Below are 20,877 nucleotides of genomic sequence, written 5' to 3' on the forward strand. Positions count from 1 at the left end.
ATATGTCACCTATCACCGGTCACCCGAGACCGGACGAGGGGGCGGCATGGCAGTCACACGAGCGGATGCGGACGCGATCCGCGGCGAGGCCCGGCGCCCCGCCGTCCTCCCGAGCACGGGATCGCGTCGCCCGCTCGGCGCCGGCGCGGTCACCCTCGAGGGCGGCCTCCTCGCCGACTGGCAGGAGCGCAACCGCGCCCGGACCATCCCGCACGCCCTCGCCTCCCTCGCCGCCGCGGGCAACCTCGACGACCTGTGCGCGGCCGTCGACGGGCCGGGCGAGCGCCCCGTGCCGCGCTACCCGTTCCTCGACACCGACGTCTACAAGACGCTCGAGGGGATCGCGTACGAGGTCGGCCGGGGATCCGCCTCGGCCGAGATGCGCGCCTTCCTCGCGGAGGCCACCGACGTCCTCGAGCGCGTCCAGGCGGAGGGCGGCTACATCGGCTCGTACGTGCAGCGGCCGGGATCCGGCCGCGAGCCCTGGTCGGACCTCGCCTGGGGCCACGAGCTGTACAACCTCGGGCACCTGATCCAGGCCGCCGTCGCGGACTCCCGCCAGGGCGGCGAGGGCCGCCTCCTCGCCGTCGCCCGCCGCTTCGCCGACGCCGCGGTGCGGGAATTCGGACCCGCCGGCCGCGCGGAGGTGTGCGGCCACCCCGAGGTGGAGATGGCGCTCGTCGAGCTCGCCCGCGAGACGGGGGAGCGCGCGTACCTCGACCTCGCGGCCGCCTTCGTGGACCGACGCGGACACGGCACCGTGGCGACGCGGATCTTCCCGGCCGAGTACTTCCAGGACGCCGACCCCTTCCGCGAGATGCCCGCCGTCACGGGTCACGCGGTGCGGATGGCGTACCTCGCGGCGGGGGCCACCGACGTCGCGACGGAGACGGGCGATGCGGGTCTGCTCGCCGCCTCCGTCCGCCTGTTCGACGACGCCGTGCGCACGCGCCTCTACGTCACGGGCGGGCTCGGCAGCCGCCACTCGGACGAGGCGATCGGCGACGCGTACGAGCTGCCGAGCGAGCGGTCCTACAGCGAGACGTGCGCCGCCATCGCCGTGATGCAGTGGGCCTGGCGCCTGCACCTCGCGACCGGCGAGGCGCGCTTCCTCGACGCCTACGAGACGGTGCTCTTGAACGCCTACGCGGTGGGGCTGTCCGCCGACGGCACGGGCTTCTTCTACGACAACCCGCTGCAGCGCCGCCCGGACCACCACGCGCGGTCGGGCGCGGAGACCGACGGCGAGCTGCTGCGCCGGCCCTGGTTCACCTGCCCGTGCTGCCCGCCGAACATCGTGCGCTGGATGAGCGAGCTGCAGGACCACGTGGCGGTGCAGGACGGCGACGACCTCGTGATCGCGCACCCGACCGCGTGCGTCCTCCGCACCGACGCCCTCGACGTCCGCGTCACCACCGCGTACCCGTGGGACGGGACCGTGCGCGTCGAGGTGCTGCGCGCGTCGGGCGCCGCGTCCGGCCTCGTGGTCCGCCGCCCCGGCTGGTGCCGCTCCGCGACCGCCGTCGTGCAGGACGCCGACGGCGGCGCCCCGGTCGAGGTGGACGCGACGGCCGACGACGGGTGGATCCGCGTCACCCGCCCCTGGGCCGTGGGCGACGCGCTCGTGGTCGAGCTCGACATGCCCGTGCGCGCCCTCGGATCCCACCCCCACCTCGACGCCACCCGGGGGACCCTCGCGGTGGCGCGCGGGCCGATCGTGTACGCGGTCGAGCAGCAGGACGCCGGCGCGCCCGTCGACGACCTCCTCCTCGACCCGCGCGACCTCGCGACCGCGCGACCCGTGCCGCTGCCGCTCGCCGACCCGTGGGGCACGGGTGTCGCCGCGGGCCCCGCCCGCCCCGGCTCCGGCGTCGCGCTCGCCGTGCGCCTCCGCCGCGCCGTCGCCGCACCCGACGAGCTCTACCCCGAGGTCGTCCCCGGCACCACCGCCCCGGCCGCGTCGGCCGATCCCGTCGACGCGGTCCTCGTCCCGTACGCCCTCTGGGGCAACCGGGGCGCGGGCGCCATGCGGGTCTGGATCCGCGCCGCCGACACCGGCTGACGCGGCACCCCCGACCCGCCCCGCGCGCACGCCCGCACCCGGCCGACCCGGCCGGGACGGACGCGCGCACCCGTCCCGCTTCCCCTTCCCCATCGCACGACCCGTCCGTCACTCCCCACCCGGTGCGCCTCGGCCGCCCTCCACGAATCGAGAGTCCGATGAACAGACGAACCACCGCCATCGGGCTGGCCCTCGCGGCCAGCCTCGCCCTCACGTCCTGCGCCGGAGCGGGGGGAGGCGGCGCCGCAGCGGGCGGCGTCACCGGCCCCGCGGACACGGGCGGCACCATGCAGGTGCTCGCCAGCACCGACTTCTCCCACCTCGACCCGACGATGGGCTACGACACCGGCGTCGCCGACCTCTACCGGCTCATCTACCGCACGCTCACCACCCCCTCGGGGAAGGACGGCGCCACTATCGCCCCCGACCTCGCGACCGACACGGGCACGCCGAACGCCGACGCGACGGTCTGGACCTTCACGCTGAAGGACGGCCTGAAGTTCGAGGACGGGTCGCCCATCACGAGCGAGTCGGTGAAGTTCGGCGTGGAGCGCTCGTTCGACCCCGCGCTCGCGATCGGGACGCCGTACACGCGGCTCTACCTCGCCGGCGGCGAGGATTACAAGGGGCCGTACGAGTCGGGTGACCTGTCCTCCATCGAGACGCCGGATGAGAGGACCATCGTGTTCCACCTCAACCGCTCCGTGCCGGAGTTCGCGAGCGTCGCCGCGCAGAGCACGTTCACGCCCTTCCCGGCGGACACCGCGAAGGTCACGACGACGAGCGTCGACCAGCAGCCGATCGCCTCCGGTCCCTACCGCGTCACCGCACGGACGCCCGGATCCTCCCTCACCCTCGAGCGCAACCCCGAGTGGGACCAGGCGACCGACGAGGTCCGCACCGCCAAGCCGGACGGGTGGCAGTTCACCGTGGGCCTCGACCAGGCCACCATCGACGAGCGCATGCTCGCCGGCCAGGGCGACGACAAGGACGCGATCGCGTACACGATCACGGCGGCGAGCGTCTCCCGGATCCAGACCCCGCAGATCAAGGCCCGCACGGTGAGCGGCGACCAGGCCTGCACGACGTACCTCGGCCTCAACACGACGAAGCCGCACCTCGACGACGTCCGCGTCCGCCAGGCGATCGCCTACGCCGTGGACAAGAAGTCCCTCGCCGACGTCGCCGGCGGCCCGTCCATCGCCGCGCCGGCCTCGACGATGCTGACCCCCTCGATCCCCGGGCACAAGGACTTCGACCTGTACCCGAGCGCCGACAGCGCGGGCGACGTCGACAAGGCGAAGGCCCTGCTCGCCGAGGCGGGCCTGGCCGACGGCTTCTCCATGACGCTCGACGTGCGGAACCTGCCCTCGTCGCAGAAGCAGGCCGAGGCGCTGCAGCAGTCGCTCGCGAAGGTCGGGATCACGCTCGAGCTCAACATCATCGACACCTCGACCTACTACGAGACCATCGGCACCACCACGCAGCAGCACGACGCCGCGGTCACCGGCTGGTGCCCGGACTGGCTGTCGGCCAGCACCGTGCTGCCGACCCTGTTCGACGGCCGCCAGATCAGCGAGAAGGGCAACAACAACATCGCCCAGCTGGACGACCCGGCGGTGAACGCCAAGATCGACGAGGTCTCCGCGATGACCGACCTCGACGCCGCGAAGACGGCGTGGGGCGACCTGGACGAGCAGATCCAGGAGCTCGCGCCGACCGTGCCGCTGCTGTTCGCGCAGTCGGTGCTCGTGGTGGGGGAGAACGTGCGGAACGCCTACTCGAGCCCGCTGTTCGCCGGCGGCATCGACTACGCCACCATCGGCCTCGCCACGGGGGAGTAGGCGGTGACCGCCACCCTGCAGGGCGCGTCGGCGCCCGACTCGGCCTCCGCCTACCCGACGGGGCGGCCGCCCGCCGTCACGCCGGCGAAGCGCGTGGTCCAGGCCCTCCGGTCGACGCCGTCCGTGGTCCTCAGCACCGCGTTCGTGGTGCTCGTGATGGTCCTCGCGGTGTTCGCGCCGCTCCTGTCCGGGATCACCGGCTGGGGACCGACGACCTTCGACGCGACGGCCGTGGATCCCGTCCTCGGCGGCCTGCCCATCGGCCCGTTCGGCGGCGTCAGCGGCTCGCACTGGTTCGGCGTCGAGCCGCAGAACGGGCGCGACCTCTTCGCCCGGATCGCGTACGGCGCCCGGGTGTCCCTGCTCATCGCGGTCTCCGCCACGGTCGTCACCACGACGATCGGCGTGGTCGCGGGCATGGTCGCCGGCTACTTCGGCGGGATCGTCGACCAGGTCGTGTCGCGGGTCATGGACTTCCTCATGGCCTTCCCGGCGCTGATCTTCATGATCGCGATCCTGTCGGCGCTGCCCGCGGGCAACCGCCCGGTGCTGCTCGTCCTGGTGCTCAGCGTCTTCGGCTGGCCGTACACCGCGCGCATCGTGCGGGGCCAGACCATGACGATCCGCACGCGCGACTTCGTGGAGGCCGCGCGCGCGTCCGGCGCCTCCTCGATGCGCGTGATCTTCCGGGAGGTGCTGCCGAACCTGCGCGGCACCGTGATCGTGCTGGCCACGCTCTCGGTGCCGAGCTACATCGGCACCGAGGCGAGCCTGTCGTTCCTCGGGGTGGGCGTGCTGCCGCCGACGCCGTCGTGGGGCCAGATGATCGCCGACTCGGTGACCTGGTACACGGTCGATCCCGCGTACTTCATCGTGCCGGGCTCGTTCCTCTTCCTCACGGTGCTGTCGTTCACGGTCTTCGGCGACCACCTCCGCACCGCGCTCGAGCAGGGGGAGGCGGCATGATCGGCTACCTCGCCCGCCGGGCCGGATCCGCGCTGATCGTGCTCGCGCTCATCAGCCTGTTCACCTACATGATCTTCTTCCTGCTCCAGCCGGACCCCGCCGTCACCATCTGCGGCAAGACCTGCACGCCGGACAAGATCGACTCCATCCGCGCGCTCCTCGGCCTCGACCGCCCGTTCTGGGCGCAGTACGGGGACTTCGTGACGGGTATCTTCACGGGCCGCACCTACGGGGACGGCCCGACGGCGATCCAGTGCGCCGCGCCCTGCCTGGGCTTCAGCTTCCAGACGCAGCAGCCGGTGCTCGACCTGATGCTGTCCCGCCTCCCCGTGAGCGTCACGATCGCGGTCGGCGCGGCGGTCCTCTGGGTCGTGTTCGGCGTCGTCGGCGGCCTCGTCAGCGCCATCCGGCAGGGCACCGTGTGGGACCGGGCCGCGATGGCGGGGGCGCTCACCGGGATCAGCGTGCCGATCTCCTTCGCGGCGCTGCTCCTCCAGTACGTGCTCGTGGTGCAGCTGCAGATCCTGCCGTTCCCGCAGTCGGTGCCGTTCACGGAGGACCCGGTCGCCTGGCTGCAGTCGTACATCATGCCGTGGCTGGTGCTCGCGCTCGGCTACGCGTCGGTGTACGCGCGCATCGTGCGGGCCAACGTGATCGACACGCTGCAGGAGGACTACCTGCGGACCGCCCGCGCGAAGGGCCTGTCGGCGGGGCTCGTGATCCGCCGCCACGCGCTCCGGCCGTCGCTCACGCCCGTCGTCACCCTGTTCGGCATGGACTTCGCCGGGCTGCTCGGCGGCGCCGTGATCACCGAGACGGTCTTCGGCCTCAACGGCGTCGGCAAGCTCGCGGCCGACTCCATCGCCAAGAACGACCAGCCCGTCATCATGGGCGTCACGCTCCTCGCCGCGGCCTTCGTGGTCGTCGGGAACGTGGTCGTCGACGTGCTGTACACCGTGCTCGACCCCCGAGTGAGGATCACCGCGTGACCGCCACCGCACCGCACCAGCCGCCCGCCCGCGCCGTCCCCGGGACGCCGCTGCTCGAGGTCGAGGGGCTCACCATCGCCTTCCCGACCTCGCGCGGGCCAGTCCGGGTCGTGGAGGACCTCTCGTTCCGGGTGGAGCCGGACAGCACCCTCGGGATCGTGGGGGAGTCCGGCTCGGGCAAGTCGATGACCTCGCTCGCCGTGATGGGCCTCGTGCCCCGCGGCGGGACGGTCACCGGGAGCATCCGGCTGGCGGGCGAGGAGCTCGTCGGCCGCAGCGACCGGGAGCTCCGCGCGATGCGCGGCGACCGCATGGCGATGGTGTTCCAGGACCCGCTCTCCTCGCTCAACCCCTACTACTCGGTGGGGCTGCAGATCGAGGAGGCGTACCGGGCGCATCGCCCCGGGTCCCGGCGGGCCGTGCGGACGCGCGTCGTGGACGCGCTCGAGCGCGTGGGCATCCGCGAGGCCGGCACGCGCGTCGACCACTACCCGCACCAGTTCTCGGGCGGCATGCGGCAGCGGATCATGATCGCCATGGCGCTCTGCCTCGAGCCCGAGCTCCTCATCGCCGACGAGCCGACCACCGCGCTCGACGTGACGGTGCAGGCGCAGATCCTCGACCTGCTGCGCTCCATCCGCGCCGAGACGGGGATGGGCATGCTCGTCATCACCCACGACCTCGCCGTGGTCTCCTCCCTCGCCGACGAGGTTCTCGTCATGCGGGGCGGGCACCGCGTCGAGAGCGGGACCACCGAGCGCGTCTTCACCGCGCCGGAGGACCCGTACACGCACGCCCTGCTCGAGGCGATCCCCCGCATCGACGCCGCCTACGACCGCCTCACGACGGGATCCGCCTCATGAGCCAGCACGCCGCATCGCCCACCGCCCCCGAGGCCGCCGCCGGGCCCGCGCCCGCGCCCGCGCCGTCGCCCGAGCCGTTCCTCTCCGCGCGCGACCTCACGAAGGAGTACGTGACGCGCGGCGGCCGCGGGCTGCGTCCGTCCGCGCGCCGGTTCCTGGCCGTCGACGGCGTGAGCATCGACGTGCCGACCGGGCAGACGCTCTCCATCGTGGGGGAGTCCGGATCCGGCAAGTCGACGACCGCGCGGATCATCGCGCACCTGCTCGACCCCACCTCCGGCACCTTCGCGCTCAGGGGCGAGGACATGACGCACGCGTCCGGCGCCCTCCTGCGGGAGTTCCGGCGGCAGGTGCAGGTCGTGTTCCAGGATCCGGCGTCGTCGCTGAACCCGCGGCACACGGTGGAGCAGATCATCAGCGCGCCGCTGCGGTACCAGGGCATCACGACGCCGGGCGGGCACGGGCGGCTCGTCCGCGACCTGCTCGACCGGGTGGGCCTCGATCCCGACCACGCGCAGCGCTACCCGGCGCAGTTCTCGGGCGGCCAGTGCCAGCGCATCGGGATCGCGCGGGCGCTCGCCGTGAGCCCGGGCCTCATCGTGTGCGACGAGGCGGTGTCCGCGCTCGACGTGACGGTGCAGGCGCGCGTCATCGCGCTCCTCCGCGACCTCCAGCGCGAGCGCGGCCTCAGCTACGTCTTCATCGCGCACGACCTCGCCGTCGTGCGGCAGCTCTCCGACCGCGTGGCCGTGATGAGCGCCGGGAAGGTGGTGGAGGAGGGGACGCGCGACGACGTATTCGAGCGCCCGCAGCACCCGTACACGCGATCGCTGCTCGACGCCGTGCCGCGCATCGACTCCGAGTGGGACCGCAGGCGGTCGGCCGCGCGTCGGGCCGCCGGGCTCGACGCGGGCGCGCTCGACGCGGGCTCGTCCCGCCCGGACACCCGCGACGCAGCGGACGGGTCGGCCGCGTGATCGTCGGATCGGCCACCGTGCCGGGCGTCCACGTCACCGACCACGAGATCGAGGTCCCGCTCGACTGGGCGGCCGCGCGCGCCGGCGAGCCGAGCCCGTCGATCACCGTCTTCGCCCGGGAGCTCGTCGCCCCCGGACGCCGGGCCGACGACCTGCCCGCGCTCCTCTACCTGCAGGGCGGGCCGGGCGGGAAGTCGCCGCGCGTGATGGACGACGGCGGCTGGATCGGCCACGCCCTCCGCACCCACCGCGTCGTCCTCCTCGACCAGCGCGGCACGGGGCGGAGCACGCCCGTCACGGCGCGCACGATGCTCCGCTTCGGCGACGACCACGCCGCCGCGGCCGCGCACCTGGCGCTGTTCCGCGCGGACTCGATCGTGCGGGACGCGGAGGCGCTGCGGCAGCACCTCGAGGGCGGGCGCCGCTGGTCGACGCTCGGCCAGAGCTACGGCGGCTTCCTCACGCTCACCTACCTGTCGCTCGCGCCCGAGGCCCTCACCGCCTGCTACGTGACGGGCGGCCTCGCCTCCCTCGACCCGGACGCGGAGGAGGTCTACCGCCGGACCTACCCGCGGACGGTCGCGAAGAACGCCGGCTACCACGCGCGCTACCCGGGCGACGTCGGCATCCTGTCGCGCCTCGCCGACCGGCTCGCGGTCGGCGACGTCGCGCTGCCCGACGGCGACGTGCTGACGGTGCGGCGCCTGCAGACCATCGGGATCGACCTCGGCATGGGGCCGGGGCGGGAGCGGATCCACGCGCTCCTCGACGAGGCGCTCGACGACCGCGGCGAGCCCACCGACCTGCTGCTCGCCGAGGCGCTGCGCCTCACGTCGTACGCGGGGAACCCGCTGTTCGCCGCCCTCCAGGAGAGCATCTACGCGTCGGGGAACCGGCCCGCCACCGCCTGGGCCGCCGAGCGGGAGCGCGGCCGGCACCCGGCCTTCGCGCCCACCGCCCGGCCGCTGCTGCTCACCGGCGAGATGATGTACCCCTGGATGTTCGAGGAGATCCGGCTCCTCCGCCCCTTCCGCGGCGCGGTCGAGGCGCTCGCCCGACGCGAGGGCTGGCCGGAGCTCTACGACCCCGCGCGGCTCGCCGCCAACGAGGTGCCGCTCGCCGCCGCGATCTACCACGACGACATGTTCGTGGACGCGCAGCTGCAGCAGGAGACGGTCGCGCGCGTGGGGAGCGCCCGCGCGTGGATCACGAACGAGCACGAGCACGACGGCCTGGGAGCGCCCGCCAGATCACATGACGGCGGGGTTCTCGGGCGGCTGATGGACATGATCGCCCGCGATGGAGGAGGGATCCCCCGATGACCGACACGACCCCCGACACGACGCCCTCCGACGCGACCCCGACGGCGCCTGCCGCCGCCGACGACCCCGCCCGCCGCCCGCCCCGCCTCGCCGAGGTGCCCGCGTTCCGCGCGCTCATGGCCGGCGGCTGGATCACGCCCGACCGCACGCCCACGACGGTGCCCGGCGCCGTCGAGGCCGCCGCGGAGCACCGCGACCGGCTGAGCGCCGCGATGCCCGGCGTCACGCTGGCGGTCGTGAGCGGCTACGCGCCCACCCGGAATGACGACTGCCGGTACGCCTTCCGTCCCGACAGCGACTTCGTCTGGCTCACGGGCGTCGGCATCGAGGGCGCCGTGCTCGTGATGCACGCCGTGCCGGGCGGCCACGACGCGGTCCTGCACGTGCCGGCACCCGCGCACCCGGGCGACCCGCGCTTCTTCTCCGACGCCGACCACGGCGAGCTCTGGGTCGGGCCCGCTCCCGCGCACGCCGACTGGCAGGCCGCGCTCGGGATCCCGGTGCGCGGCCCCGACCGCATCGCCCCCGACCTCGCCGGCATCCGCGACGTGCGCCGCGCGGGCGCCGTCACGGGCGTCCCGTCGGCCCTCGCCGACGTGCCGCGCGACGCGGCGCTCGTGGCGGCGCTCGGCGAGCTGCGCGTGATCAAGGACGCGTGGGAGATCCAGGAGCTCCGCCGCGCCGTGGACGACACGGTCGCGGGCTTCGCCGAGGTCGTGCGGGAGATCCCGCGGGCCCGCGAGCACGGCGGCGAGCGCTGGCTGCAGGGCACCTTCGACCGGCACGCGCGCACGGTCGGCAACGGGCCCGGCTACGCCACCATCGTGGGCGGCGGCGGGCACGCGACGACCCTGCACTGGGTCCGCTGCGACGGGCCGCTCCGCGACGGCGAGCTGGTGCTCCTCGACATGGGCGTGGAGGCCCGGAGCCTCTACACGGCCGACGTCACCCGCACGATCCCCGTCTCCGGCGCCTTCTCGCCCGAGCAGCGCCTCGTGCACGACGTGGTGGAGCGCGCCCACCGCGCGGGCCTCGACGCCGTCGCCCCCGGGCGTCCGCTCGTCGACTTCCACCACGCCGCCATGGAGGTCATCGCCCAGGGCCTGCACGACATGGGGATCCTGCCGGTCTCGGTCGACGAGGCCCTCTCGCCGGCGGGGCAGCACCACCGGCGCTGGCTGGTCTGCGGCATCGGGCACCACCTGGGCCTCGACGTGCACGACTGCTCGGGCGCCGGCACCGCGGCGTACCGGCGCGGGGTCGCGGCGGGCATGGTGCTCACGGTCGAGCCGGGCCTCTACTTCCCGCCGGACGACGGGATGGTACCGCCCGAGCTCCGGGGCATCGGCGTGCGGATCGAAGACGATATCGTGGTGACGCAGACGGGGTCCGACGTGATGTCGGACGCGCTGCCGATCGACGCCCGGGGCCTGGAGTCCTGGATGAGCATGCAGCGGTCCCCGTCCTGACCCCAGGAGGAGGACCCGCGTGAGCCTCTCCGCACTGCGTCCCGCACCCCCGCGCGAGAGCCTGCGCGAGCACGTGCACCAGGCCCTGTCCGCCGCCATCGTCTCCGGCGAGCTGGAGCCGGGCACGCTGATCACCGTCCCCACGCTCGCGGTGCGCTTCGACGTCTCGGCCACGCCCGTGCGCGAGGCGGTGCTCGACCTCGAGAAGCGCGGGTTCGTCGAGACCGTGCGCAACAAGGGCTTCCGGGTCACGGCGGTGAGCGACGAGGAGCTCGCCCACCTGGTGGAGGTGCGCCAGCTCCTCGAGGCGCCCGCCATGGAGCGGCTCGCCGGGAAGCTGCCCGAGGGCGCGCTGCCGGGCCTCGAGGCGCTCGCCGACCGCATCGAGCAGGGCGCGCGCGAGGGCGACCTCCGGGCCTACCTGCAGGCGGACCAGGAGCTCCACCTCTCCCTCACGCGGATGCTCGGCAACCCCGTCCTCACCGAGGCCATCGCCGACCTCCGCTCGCGCACGCGCCTCGTCGGCCTCGCGTCGATGAAGGAGAGCAGCCTGCTGGACGCCTCCGCCGCGGAGCACCACGAGCTGCTGCGGGCGCTCGTCCGGGGCGACGGCCCGGCCGCCCACGAGCTCATGGTGCGGCACATCCGGCACGCCACGGGCTGGTGGGCCGGCCGCGGCGAGGGCGAGGGCGAGGATCCGACCGCGGAGCCCGTCGACGGTGCCGCGTCGGACTCGGATCCCGTGGGCGCCGGCGCCTGAGCATCCCCTTGCGGACGGGGACTTCCGCTCCGCCACGATGTGTGACATATTACTGACACGGCCGACCACCATCCCGCCTCCCGAGGCGCACCGACCCGTGAGAGCAGGACAGCATGACGCGTCACGTGGTCGTCGTCGGCGGGGGCATCGTGGGCGCGGCGTGCGCCCGGTCGCTCGCCCGCGCGGGGATCCGCGTCACGGTCGTCGAGCGGGCCGCGGTCGCGTCCGGCACGAGCGCGCAGGGCGAGGGCAACATCCTCGTGTCCGACAAGGGACCGGGCGCCGAGTTGGAGCTCGCGCAGCTGGCCGCGCGCCGCTGGCCCGAGGTGGCCGCCGAGCTCGCGGACGAGCTGGGCGACGCGCTCCCCTCCATCGAGTACGAGCCCAAGGGCGGGCTCGTCGTCACGACCACCGACGCGGGCGCGGATCCGCTCCTCGCCTTCGCCGCCGCGCAGCGCACCGCGGGCGTCCAGGCGGTCCCCGTCGACGTCCGCCGCGCGCTCGAGCTCGAGCCGTGGCTGAACCCCGCGATCACCGCCGCCGTGCACTACCCCGAGGACGCCCAGGTGCAGCCCGCCATCGCGACGGAGGCGCTCGCCGCGTCCGCCCGCCGTGCCGGGGCCGTCGTGCGCACGGGCGTCGCGGTCACCGGCCCGATCCTCGGACCCGACGGCGCCCTCCGCGGCGTGCGGACGACCGTGGGCGACATCGCGGCCGACGACGTGCTCGTCGCCGCCGGCCCCTGGTCGGGTGAGGTGGCGCGCGCCCTCGGCGTCGAGCTGCCCGTGCTGCCGCGGCGGGGGGTCGTGCTCGTCACGACGCGCATGCCGCACCGCATCCTGCACAAGGTCTACGACGGCGACTACGTGGGCGCGGTCGGATCCGCCGACGGGGCGCTGCAGACCTCGGGCGTCGTGGAGTCGACTCCCTCGGGGACCGTGCTCATCGGATCCAGCCGCGAGCGCGTGGGCTTCGACGCGTCGCTGCGCGTGGCCGTGCTCGAGGAGCTCGCCGCGAAGGCCGTGCGGCTCTTCCCCTTCCTCGCCGAGGCGAGCGCCATGCGGTCCTACGGCGGCTTCCGCCCCTACCTGCCCGACCACCTGCCCGTCGTCGGGCCGGATCCGCGGCTGCCGGGCCTCTGGCACGCGAGCGGGCACGAGGGCGCCGGCATCGGGCTGTCCGTCGCGACCGCGGACCTCATCGCCGCGCTGATGACCGGATCCGCGCCCGCGCTCGACGTGCAGCCCTTCTCGGTCGCGCGCGCCTCCCTCGGGCTCGCGATGCCGCACGGCGCGGGCGCCCCGGCTCCTCCGCTCGCCGCCGCCGACGCCGACGCTGCTGCCCGGGTGCGCGCATGACGCCCCGGCGCGTGGACCCCGCGCGCGACCCCGCGCGGCCCGGGCCCGCGGAGGCCGTGCGCTTCACGGTGGACGGGGATCCGGTCGAGGGCGTCCGCGGCCAGACCATCGCGGGCGCGCTGCTCGCCTCCGGCACGCTCGCCTGGCGGACCACCGCGAGCGCCGGGCGGCCGCGCGGCGTCTTCTGCGGGATCGGCGTCTGCTTCGACTGCACCGTCACGGTCAACGGGCTGTCGGACGTCCGCGCCTGCCGGCGCCGGGCCGTCGAGGGCGACGTCGTCGAGACCGGGCCCGGCGCCACCGTGCCGGATGGCGAGCGCGCGGGGGAGGCCCCGTGAGCGCCGCGGACGACCGGCGCCACGTCGTCGTGATCGGCGCGGGTCCCGCGGGGCTCGCCGCCGCGGTCGCCGCGCGCGGCCGGGGCGCCCGCGTCACGCTGCTCGACGCGTCCGACGAGCTGGGCGGCCAGTACTGGCGGCACCTGCCGGCGTCGCGGCCGGCCGCGCGCGAGCGGATCCTGCACCACGGCTGGGACGCGTTCACCGCGCTCCGGGCGCGGCTCGCCGCCGACGGCGGCTGCGAGATCGTGACCGGCGCGCAGGTGTGGGCCATCGAGCGGCTCGCGGACGGCGCGGCCGACGGCCCGGCCGCCGTCGTGCACGCGCTCGTCGGCCCGTTCGACGGATCCCGTCGCGCGCCCCGGACCCTCCACCCGGACGCGCTCGTGCTCGCGACCGGCGCCCACGACCGCACGCTGCCGTTCCCCGGCTGGGACCTGCCGGGCGTCTTCACGGCGGGCGCCGCGCAGGCCCTCGCGAAGGGCGAGCGCGTGCGCGTAGGCGACCGCGTGATCGTCGCGGGCGCCGGCCCCTTCCTCCTCCCCGTCGCCGTCTCGCTCGTGCAGGCGGGGGCGCGCGTCGTCGGGATCCACGAGGCCGCGCGCGTGCCGGGCCTCGCCCGCGGCTGGCTGCGGGATCCGCTCGGCCTCGCCCGCGCGCCGCACAAGGCCGCCGAGCTCGCCGGCTACGTGTCCGTGCTGGCGCGCGAGCGGATCGGGTACTCCACCGGCAGCGCGGTCGTCCAGGCACACGGCGTCGACCGGGTCGAGGCCGTCACGGTGCAGCGCCTCGACGCGTCGTGGGCGCCGATCCCGGGCACCGAGCGGCGGGTCGCCGTCGACGCGGTCGCCGTCGGCCACGGCTTCACGCCCCGGCTCGAGCTGCCGATCGCGGCGGGCTGCCGCATAGGGTCCGACCGGTTCGTCGAGGTCGACGCCGCGCAGGGCGCCGGGCCCCGCGGGGTCTTCGCCGCGGGCGAGATCACGGGCATCGGGGGAGTGGACCAGGCGCTCGCGGAGGGCGAGGTGGCCGGGCACTGCGCCGCGGGCGGATCCCCGTCCGACGCGGCCTGCGCCCCCGCGGTCCGCCGCCGCGCGGTCGCGCACGACGTGGCCCGCCGCATCGAGGCCGCGCACGGGATCCGCCCCGGCTGGACCGGCTGGCTCCGGGACGACACGCTCGCCTGCCGCTGCGAGGAGGTGCCCGTCGGCCGGATCCGCGCGACCGCCCGCGCCGCCTCCTCCACCGACCTCCGCTCCATGAAGCTCGCCACGCGCGCCGGCCTCGGCATCTGCCAGGGACGCGTGTGCGGGCGGACCGTCGAGGAGCTGCTCGCGGGGGAGGGGCCAGCGTGCGGATCCGCGACCGCCGGATCCGCGACCGCCGGATCCGCGGCCGCCGGATCCGCCCCCGCGTCGCCCCCCGCCCCCGGCTCCGACCGCCGCCCCATCGCCTCGCCCGTGCGCCTGGGCGAGCTCGCCGCCGCGTACGACCGCCGCGACGCCGGACCCCCGTCCCTCGCGGCGGCCGCGCCCGGCGTCGACGACGCCCCGCGGGATCCTGCGGCGACAGCGCATCCCGCGCCCCCGACCACCCCCGCACCGCCCCGCACCACCGACCGGAAGGACATGCCATGACCGCACCCGCCCTTGACCTCGGAGGCGTCGTCGTCGCCACCACGCTGCCGTTCCGCGAGGACGCGTCCGCGCCCGCGGGCCTCGCCGTCGACTACGACGCCTACGCCGCGCACTGCGACTGGCTCATCTCGAACGGCTGCCGCGGCGTCGGCCCCAACGGCTCGCTCGGCGAGTACTCCTCGCTCACCGACGACGAGCGCCGGAGGGTCGTGCAGGTCGCGGTCGAGGCGGTCGGCGGGCGCGGGATCGTCGTGGCCGGCGTGCACGGCGTCGGCTGGCACCAGGCGCGGAAGTGGGCGGAGATCGCGGCCGAGGACGGCGCCGACGGCGTGCTCCTCCTGCCGCCGACGCTCTACCGGGCGAGCGACGACGAGGTCGTCGAGCACTACGCGCGCGTCGACGAGGTGGGCCTGCCGATCATGGCCTACAACAACCCCTTCGACACCAAGGTCGACCTGACCCCGCAGCTCCTGCAGCGCCTCGACGCGCTCGAGAACGTCGTGGCCGTCAAGGAGTTCTCGGGCGACGTCCGCCGCGTCACGGAGATCCAGGACCTCACCGGCCTCGACGTCATCGCGGGCGCCGACGACCTGCTGCTCGAGTCGCTCGTGATGGGCGCGGTCGGCTGGTTCGCCGGCTACCCGAACGCCTTCCCGCGCGAGGCCGTCGAGCTGTACGGGCTCGCGACCGCCGGCCGCATCGAGGAGGCGAAGGACCTGTACCGTCACCTCGTCCCCGTCTTCCGCTGGGACTCGCGCACCGAGTTCGTGCAGGCCATCAAGCTCTCGATCGACGTGGCCGGCGAGAGCACGGGCGGCCCGACGCGTCCGCCGCGCGCCCCGCTGCCCGCCGCGGTCGCCGAGCAGGTCACTCGCGACACCCGCCGCGCGCTCGACCACCTCGCCGGGCGATGATCGACGGATGAGGTCCTCCCGCGTCTTCCACGCCGTCGACTCGCACACCGAGGGCATGCCGACCCGCGTCATCACGAGCGGCTTCGGCGTGATCCCCGGCGCCACCATGAACGAGCGGCGCCTGCACCTCATCGAGCACCTCGACCACCTGCGGCTCCTCCTCATGACGGAGCCGCGCGGGCACGCCGCGATGAGCGGCGCGATCCTGCAGCCGCCCACGCGCGACGACTGCGACTGGGGCGTCCTCTACATCGAGGTGTCCGGCTGCCTGCCCATGTGCGGCCACGGCACCATCGGCGTCGCGACGGTGCTGGTCGAGACCGGGCTCGTGGAGGTGCAGGAGCCGGTCACGACCATCCGGCTGGACACCCCCGCCGGGCTCGTGATCGCGCGGGTCGACGTGGAGGACGGCCGCGCCGCGTCGGTGACGATCGAGAACGTGCCCTCCTACGTGGAGCGGCTCGACGCGGAGATCGAGGTGCCGGGCTACGGCACCGTGCCGTACAGCCTCGCGTTCGGCGGCAACTTCTACGCGGTCGTCGAGCTGGACGACGTGGGGCTGCCCTTCGACCGGGAGCGGCAGCAGGAGATCCTCGCGGCCGGGCTCGCGATCATGGCGGCCGTCAACGATCAGGCGCCGCCCTCGCACCCGGAGATCGCGGGCGTCGACCACTGCCACCACGTGGAGTTCCTGGCCCCCGGATCGGACGCCCGGCTGTCCCGGCACGCCATGGCGATCCACCCCGGCTGGTTCGACCGGTCGCCCTGCGGCACCGGCACGTCCGCGCGCATGGCCGAGCTGTGGGCGCGCGGCGAGCTGGGGGTGGGGGACGAGTTCGTCAACGAGTCCTTCATCGGCAGCCGCTTCTCGGGGAGGATCGTCCGGGAGACGACCGTCGCCGGCCGGCCCGCCATCGTGCCCGCCATCACGGGCCGCGCCTGGATCACGGGCATGGGCCAGTACCTGCTCGACCCCACCGACCCGTTCCCGAGCGGCTTCCGGTTCTAGGCCGGCGCGCATCCTGAGGAGAGACATGACCCCGCACGAGACCGACCCGACCGGCCCGACCGTCGCCCGGACCGTGGAGGCGATCGCCGCGCGCGCCGCGGAGGCCGCCGCCCCGCTCGCCGCCCTCGCCCCGGCCGCGCGCGCCCGGGCGCTGGAGGCCGTCGCCGACGCGCTCGAGGCGATCCGGCCCGAGCTGCTGCCCGTCGCCGAGCGGGAGACGGCGCTCGCGCCCGGCCGCCTCGCCGGGGAGCTGACCCGCACGACCGTGCAGCTGCGGATCATCGCGGCCGCCGTGCGCGACGGCCGCTACCTCGACGCGCGCATCGACCACGCCGACCCCGACGCCGCGCCCGCCCCGCGCCCGGACCTCCGCCGGTACCTCGTGCCGGTCGGCCCCGTGCTCAACTTCGCGGCGTCGAACTTCCCGTTCGCGTTCTCCGTCGCGGGCGGCGACACGGCGTCCGCCCTCGCGGTCGGCTGCCCGGTGGTCGTCAAGGCGCACCCGGGGCACCCGGAGCTGTCGCGCCGGGTCGCCGCCGCCGCGTCCGCCGCGCTCGTCGCGGCCGGGCTCCCCGCGGGCGCGCTGCAGCTCGTCGAGGGCGAGGAGGCCGGGCTCGCGATGCTTCGCGACCCCCGGATCCGCGCCGCCACCTTCACCGGATCCCTCCGCGCCGGCCGCTTCCTCGCCGACGTCGCCGCCGCGCGCCCCGACCCCATCCCGTTCTTCGGCGAGCTCGGCAGCGTCAACCCGGTCGTGATCACCGAGCGCGCCGCCGCCGAGCGCGGCGACGACATCGCGCGGGCCCTCGTGGCGAGCGCCGCGGGATCCGCCGGGCAGCTCTGCACCGCGCCCGGCATCGTGCTCGTCCCGGCGGGGCACGGGCTCGACGCCGTCCTCGCGGAGGAGGCCGGGCAGGTCGCGCCGCACGGGATGCTCAACGCGCGCATCGCGGAGGGGTACGCCGGCGGCCGGGCCGCCGCGATCGCGGTCGACGGCGTGCGCCTGGTCGCCGAGGGCCGCGCGCCCGCGGGCGACGACGGATCCGTGACCCCCACCATCGCCGCCGTGCCCCTCGACGCGTTCGAGGCCGCGGGCGAGGCGCTGCGGCACGAGGTGTTCGGCCCGTTCGCGCTCCTCGTCGAGTACCCGGCGGGCACGGACCTCGCCGCGCTCGCGTCCCGCACCTTCGCGGGCGAGCTGACCGCGAGCGTCCACCTGGGATCCGAGGAGGGCGACGCGGGGGAGCCGGCGACGGCCGAGCTGATCCGCGTGCTCGCCGCCCGCGCCGGCCGCGTGCTCGTGGACGCCTGGCCCACGGGCGTCTCCGTCACGGACGCGCAGCAGCACGGCGGGCCCTGGCCCGCCACCACGCTCGACCGCGGCACGAGCGTGGGAACGGCGTCGCTCGACCGGCTGCTCCGCGGCGTCGCGTTCCAGGGCGTGCCCGACGCGCTCCTCCCCGAGCCGCTCCGCACCGCCAACCCGTGGGGCATCCCGCAGCGGGTGAGCGCGCGCGGCGCCCGCGCGTAGCCGACCGGCCGCCCAGCGCCCCGCCGCCCGGCCGCCCGCGCTGAGGGTTCCCACAACCCCCGGCGGCGCTCCGCGGGAGCGCGTTGGAGGCCCGCGACGTGTTATTCGGCGGGTGGAGGATCCGTGCATAGCGTGGCCGGTGCCGGCAGGGACGCCGGCCCAGGCGACGGCACGGAGGATCCATGGTCGACACGGCGGCACGAGGACGCACCACCCGCGGCACGAGGGGACGAGGCCCCGCCGCGGTCCCGGAGCCCGCCGGCGCCCCCGACGAGGGCGCGCTCCGCGAGGCGGACGTGCCCGTCGCGAGCGACGTGGACGCGGAGGTCGCCCGCGACCTCGACCGCACCGACGGACGCGCGGACGCGGGGGCGGGCCCGCGCGTCGACGTCGAGGCGCTCGGCCGGATCCTCCTCGGTCGCTGGGCGGACGTCCGCGTCTCCGCCCGCGAGCTCACGAGCCGCCCCGAGCTGCACCGCGTCGAGGGCCTCGACATGCACCAGCACCGGGCGCGCGTCACCGAGCAGCTCCGGGTCCTCGTCGAGCACGGCGGCGTGCACCGCGCGTTCCCCGCGAGCGTCGGCGGGCTCGACGACCACGGCGGCAACATCGCGGGCTTCGAGGAGCTCGTGGCGGCGGATCCGTCGCTCCAGATCAAGGCCGGCGTGCAGTGGGGCCTGTTCGGCTCCGCCGTGATGCACCTCGGCACCGAGCGCCACCACCGCGACCTCCTGCCCGGGATCATGACGCTCGAGACGCCCGGCGCCTTCGCCATGACGGAGACGGGCCACGGCTCCGACGTCGCGAGCATCGGCACCACCGCGACCTACGACCCCGCGACGGGCGACTTCGTCCTGCACACCCCGTTCCGCGCCGCGTGGAAGGACTACCTCGGCAACGCCGCGGTCGACGGGCGGGCCGCCACCGTGTTCGCGCAGCTCATCACGCAGGGCGTGAACCACGGCGTGCACTGCTTCTTCGTTCCCCTGCGCGACGAGCACGGCGCGTTCCTGCCCGGCATCGGCGGCGAGGACGACGGCCTGAAGGGCGGCCTCAACGGGATCGACAACGGCCGGCTGCACTTCGACCACGTGCGCGTGCCGCGTGCGAACCTCCTCAACCGCTACGGCGACGTGGCCGAGGACGGCACCTACTCCTCCGACATCGGGAGCCCCGGCCGCCGCTTCTTCACCATGCTCGGCACGCTCGTGCAGGGCCGCGTCTCGCTCGACGGCGCCGCGACCGCGGCCGCGAAGATCGCCCTGCAGATCGCCGTGACCTACGGCAACCAGCGCCGCCAGTTCGTCGCCGGCGGCACCGACGAGGAGGTGCTGCTCGACTACCAGCGCCACCAGCGCCGCCTGATCCCGCGCATCGCGACGACCTACGCGGCCTCCTTCGCGCACGAGCAGCTCCTCGGGCAGTTCGACTCGGTGTTCTCCGGCGCGACCGACACCGACGAGGCCCGGCAGGACCTCGAGACCCTCGCGGCCGCGCTCAAGCCGCTCAGCACGTGGCACGCCCTCGACACGATCCAGGAGGCGCGCGAGGCGTGCGGCGGCCAGGGCTTCCTCGCGGAGAACCGGCTCGTGGGGCTCCGCGCCGACCTCGACGTCTACGCGACCTTCGAGGGCGACAACACCGTGCTCCTCCAGCTCGTCGCCAAGCGGCTCCTGACCGACGTCAACCGCCGGTTCGCGAAGGCCGACTTCGGCGTCCTGGCGCGCTACGCCGTGGAGCAGGCCGCCGACCGCACGCTGCGCTCCACCGGCCTCCGGACGCTCGGGCAGGCGCTCGCCGACCGCGGATCCACCGCCCGCTCCGTGGGCCAGCTCCGCGAGCCCGACACGCAGCGCGCCCTGCTGACGGGCCGCGTGGAGACGATGGTCGCCGAGATCGCGACCGCCCTCCGCGGCGCCCGCAAGATGCCGCCCGCGGAGGCGGCGGCCCTCTTCAACCGGCACCAGGACGCGCTCATCGAGGCGGCCCGCGCGCACGCGCAGCTGCTGCAGTGGGAGGCGTTCACGGAGGCGCTCGACCCCGCGTCGGCGTCGGGCCGGGCGATGGACGACGGCACCCGCCGCATCCTCACCTGGACCCGCGACCTCTTCGGCCTGCGCCTCATCGAGGAGGACCTCGCCTGGTACCTGATCCACGGGCGCATCAGCGCGCCGCGGGCCCGGGCCGTGACGGCCTACATCGACCGGCTCGTCGCGCGCCTCCGCCCGCACGCGCAGGACCTCGTGGACTCCTTCGGGTACACGCCCGCGCACGTCCGGGCGGCCGTCGCGTCGGGCGAGGAGCGGGAGCGCCAGGACGAGGCGCGCGCCTACCGGGACGCGGCCCTCGCGGACGGCTCGGCGCCGCGGATGGAGAAGGCCGAGAAGAAGGGGCGGTAGGGGCGGCCGGGACGCCGGGGCCTGTCTCCGCCGCGTCGGCGCGCGGCGTCCGGGCGGTCTCGCCGTCCTCCCGCGCGTGAATGCGGGCGTGCTCGGCGTTCGCGGCGCAGCGGATGCCGTCGAATGCGTCGACGGAGTCCTGACTGGGCGGAAGCGGAGCCGCGGGGAGCCAGCCTCCGGAATTCCGCGAAAGAGACCCGGGCCACCACGCGGGAGGCGGCCCGGGTCTCTCACGGAATGCGCGGGGTCATGCACTCACCTTCGCGGCCGTCGCCGTGGCGACGGCATCCGTGAAGGTGGCGTCCTGCGCCAGTCGGGTGTCGAGCCCGGCGACCATGTCCTCTCGGTCCGGGGGCGTCCGTCGTGGGGATGCCGCGCATGGCATCGACGGTCCGCGCGCGGTGCGCGGCGGACGTGAGCGGGCAGCGGGTGAGCCAGG

Annotated in this window: 16 protein-coding genes; all 16 read left to right on the forward strand. The window is 75.3% G+C overall.

Going from position 1 to position 20,877, the window contains the following annotated elements; genetic code table 11:
- Positions 1–46: 46 nt before the first annotated feature.
- The 16 genes from ACT7CP_RS03755 (at position 47) to ACT7CP_RS03830 (ending at position 20,438) form a co-directional block, all read left to right on the forward strand.
- The gene (locus ACT7CP_RS03755; RefSeq protein ID WP_445443431.1) at positions 47–2,062 is read left to right on the forward strand and encodes a glycoside hydrolase family 127 protein; all 2,016 of its coding nucleotides are present in this window, start codon (positions 47–49) and stop codon (positions 2,060–2,062) included.
- A 158-nt stretch (positions 2,063–2,220) separates the two neighbouring features.
- The gene (locus ACT7CP_RS03760; RefSeq protein WP_445443432.1) at positions 2,221–3,906 is read left to right on the forward strand and encodes an ABC transporter substrate-binding protein; all 1,686 of its coding nucleotides are present in this window, start codon (positions 2,221–2,223) and stop codon (positions 3,904–3,906) included.
- 3 nt (positions 3,907–3,909) lie between these two features.
- Positions 3,910–4,872 carry an ABC transporter permease gene (locus tag ACT7CP_RS03765; protein WP_413962546.1) on the forward strand — a complete coding sequence of 321 codons (963 nt, stop codon included), beginning with the start codon at positions 3,910–3,912 and terminating at the stop codon, positions 4,870–4,872.
- On the forward strand, positions 4,869–5,861 hold the full coding sequence (locus ACT7CP_RS03770) for an ABC transporter permease (RefSeq protein WP_413962547.1): 993 nt from the start codon (positions 4,869–4,871) through the stop codon (positions 5,859–5,861). The genes ACT7CP_RS03765 and ACT7CP_RS03770 overlap by 4 nt, the downstream gene beginning before the upstream one ends.
- Complete coding sequence (locus tag ACT7CP_RS03775; RefSeq protein ID WP_445443433.1) at positions 5,858–6,724, forward strand: ABC transporter ATP-binding protein; 867 nt, start codon at positions 5,858–5,860, stop codon at positions 6,722–6,724. Before ACT7CP_RS03770 ends, ACT7CP_RS03775 begins: the two co-directional genes overlap by 4 nt.
- On the forward strand, positions 6,721–7,701 hold the full coding sequence (locus tag ACT7CP_RS03780) for an ATP-binding cassette domain-containing protein (RefSeq protein WP_445443434.1): 981 nt from the start codon (positions 6,721–6,723) through the stop codon (positions 7,699–7,701). Before ACT7CP_RS03775 ends, ACT7CP_RS03780 begins: the two co-directional genes overlap by 4 nt.
- Positions 7,698–9,023: an alpha/beta fold hydrolase gene (locus tag ACT7CP_RS03785; RefSeq protein ID WP_445443435.1), complete on the forward strand. Its 1,326-nt coding sequence runs from the start codon at positions 7,698–7,700 to the stop codon at positions 9,021–9,023. The genes ACT7CP_RS03780 and ACT7CP_RS03785 overlap by 4 nt, the downstream gene beginning before the upstream one ends.
- Positions 9,020–10,492, forward strand: coding sequence for an aminopeptidase P family protein (locus ACT7CP_RS03790; RefSeq protein WP_445443436.1), 1,473 nt, complete (start codon positions 9,020–9,022; stop codon positions 10,490–10,492). Before ACT7CP_RS03785 ends, ACT7CP_RS03790 begins: the two co-directional genes overlap by 4 nt.
- 19 nt (positions 10,493–10,511) lie before the next feature.
- A complete protein-coding gene (locus ACT7CP_RS03795; RefSeq protein WP_445443437.1) occupies positions 10,512–11,252 on the forward strand; it encodes a GntR family transcriptional regulator in 741 nt (246 codons plus the stop codon).
- A 113-nt stretch (positions 11,253–11,365) separates the two neighbouring features.
- On the forward strand, positions 11,366–12,610 hold the full coding sequence (locus tag ACT7CP_RS03800) for an NAD(P)/FAD-dependent oxidoreductase (protein ID WP_445443438.1): 1,245 nt from the start codon (positions 11,366–11,368) through the stop codon (positions 12,608–12,610).
- Positions 12,607–12,948, forward strand: a complete 342-nt coding sequence (locus tag ACT7CP_RS03805; RefSeq protein ID WP_445443439.1) for a (2Fe-2S)-binding protein — start codon at positions 12,607–12,609, stop codon at positions 12,946–12,948. The genes ACT7CP_RS03800 and ACT7CP_RS03805 overlap by 4 nt, the downstream gene beginning before the upstream one ends.
- Complete coding sequence (locus ACT7CP_RS03810; protein ID WP_445443440.1) at positions 12,945–14,585, forward strand: FAD/NAD(P)-dependent oxidoreductase; 1,641 nt, start codon at positions 12,945–12,947, stop codon at positions 14,583–14,585. The genes ACT7CP_RS03805 and ACT7CP_RS03810 overlap by 4 nt, the downstream gene beginning before the upstream one ends.
- Positions 14,582–15,499 carry a dihydrodipicolinate synthase family protein gene (locus tag ACT7CP_RS03815; protein ID WP_445443441.1) on the forward strand — a complete coding sequence of 306 codons (918 nt, stop codon included), beginning with the start codon at positions 14,582–14,584 and terminating at the stop codon, positions 15,497–15,499. Before ACT7CP_RS03810 ends, ACT7CP_RS03815 begins: the two co-directional genes overlap by 4 nt.
- A gap of 7 nt (positions 15,500–15,506) precedes the next feature.
- Positions 15,507–16,508: a proline racemase family protein gene (locus ACT7CP_RS03820; RefSeq protein WP_445443442.1), complete on the forward strand. Its 1,002-nt coding sequence runs from the start codon at positions 15,507–15,509 to the stop codon at positions 16,506–16,508.
- A gap of 25 nt (positions 16,509–16,533) precedes the next feature.
- A complete protein-coding gene (locus tag ACT7CP_RS03825) occupies positions 16,534–18,039 on the forward strand; it encodes an aldehyde dehydrogenase (NADP(+)) (protein WP_445443443.1) in 1,506 nt (501 codons plus the stop codon).
- Positions 18,040–18,221: 182 nt separating this feature from the next.
- Entirely contained in the window at positions 18,222–20,438 is a 2,217-nt protein-coding gene (locus ACT7CP_RS03830) for an acyl-CoA dehydrogenase family protein (RefSeq protein WP_445443444.1), read from the forward strand.
- Positions 20,439–20,877: the final 439 nt, after the last annotated feature.

The organism is Clavibacter rahimiani, assembly GCF_052654495.1.